Source organism: Massilia sp. CMS3.1 (genome assembly GCF_051262535.1).
In the GTDB taxonomy this organism is placed as follows: Bacteria; Pseudomonadota; Gammaproteobacteria; order Burkholderiales; family Burkholderiaceae_D; genus Telluria.
Map to the genome: position 1 here is coordinate 1 of NZ_JBIMES010000064.1, position 1,225 is coordinate 1,225.

Annotated in this window: 1 protein-coding gene; it reads right to left on the reverse strand. The window is 56.5% G+C overall.

Features of this window, described 5'->3' with window-relative positions; all coding sequences use genetic code 11:
• Positions 1 to 178: 178 nt before the first annotated feature.
• Complete coding sequence (locus ACHAC9_RS24420) at positions 179 to 1,204, reverse strand: IS110 family transposase (RefSeq protein WP_435764394.1); 1,026 nt, start codon at positions 1,202 to 1,204, stop codon at positions 179 to 181.
• Positions 1,205 to 1,225: the final 21 nt, after the last annotated feature.

A 1,225-nucleotide genomic window follows, 5' to 3' on the forward strand; every position in this document is an offset into this window, starting at 1 on the left:
TGTTCCAGGTGTTGGACCCTGATGGGCTATTCGCGCGCTGACTCCCTATCGCTTCTACGGGCTCGGAGGCCTCAGACATTATCGGGTTTCATCAGCGCCGGTTCGACCTGTTGGCCATCATGCGGCTTGTCATGCAATCGTGGTTCGGATACTTCTACAGGTACTTCTACTGCTGTGCTTACGCGGCTTGAGGTTGATAGTCAGTTCCTCTGGTGAGCATTGCCCAGGCTATGCGAGCGGTCTTGTTCGCCAATGCCACCGCGGCAACATTTGGGTGTCGCCTTGTCGCGATACGCATTACCCAAGTGCTTAATCGATCCGTCTTCGCTTGCGCCGTTCGGACGACCGCTCGGGCACCATGCACGAGCAAACTGCGCAGATAAGCATCGCCCCGCTTGCTAATGCCGAGTAATCGCTCTTTTCCTCCCGAGCTGTTTTGTTTGGGCGTTAGCCCAAACGAAGCAGCCATCTCTCGACCGTTGGAAAACTGACTCGCGTCTCCGACGGCTGCCAGCAGTGCCGTCGCCGTCAGGGGCCCGATGCCGCGCACTTGCTGCAACCGTACAGCTACCGGGTCTTGCCGAGCCATCTGTTCAATCTCGCGGTTGAGTTCCTCAATACGCTCGTCAAGGACTAACAAATCTCGCCACAGCCCGCGTAAGAGCCGGCGAAAACGTTCGCTTAGCCCATTGTCCTGATCCTCAAGCCAGCAAGGGATCGCCGACTTCAGATGTAGCAATTCTTTCGGCGCTACTAATCCATATTCCGCCGCCAGGCCACGCAACTGATTGGCTTTCGCCTTGCGCTGATCCATCAGGCCTGACCGCACCCGGTGCACGGCCTGGATATCTTGCTGCTCGACGGTTTTTACAGCCACAAAACGCATGCTGGGTCGGCTCATCGCCTCACAGATCGCCTCGGCATCGTTAGCGTCGTTCTTATTGCTCTTGACGTATGGCTTGACGAACTGCGGAGCAATCAACTTGACCGTAAAACCTTTTGTCTGCAGCATCCGGGCCCAGTGGTGCGCGCCGCTACACGCTTCCATCCCGATCTCGCAGCCCGGCTCGATCCTTTCGAGCAGTGCTTTGATCCAGTCGCCACGCACCAGCTTGCGCCTCCAAATTGTCTTCTCCAAGCGGTCTACGCCGTGCAGTTGAAAGACATTTTTTGCCAAATCGACTCCAACGCGGATAAGCTTCATGGTGGACTCCTTCTTTCCAAA

Bases quoted from the DNA above. Each gene is read 5' to 3' on its own strand.
- ACHAC9_RS24420 (WP_435764394.1), bottom strand. From the start codon at position 1,204: ATGAAGCTTATCCGCGTTGGAGTCGATTTGGCAAAAAATGTCTTTCAA.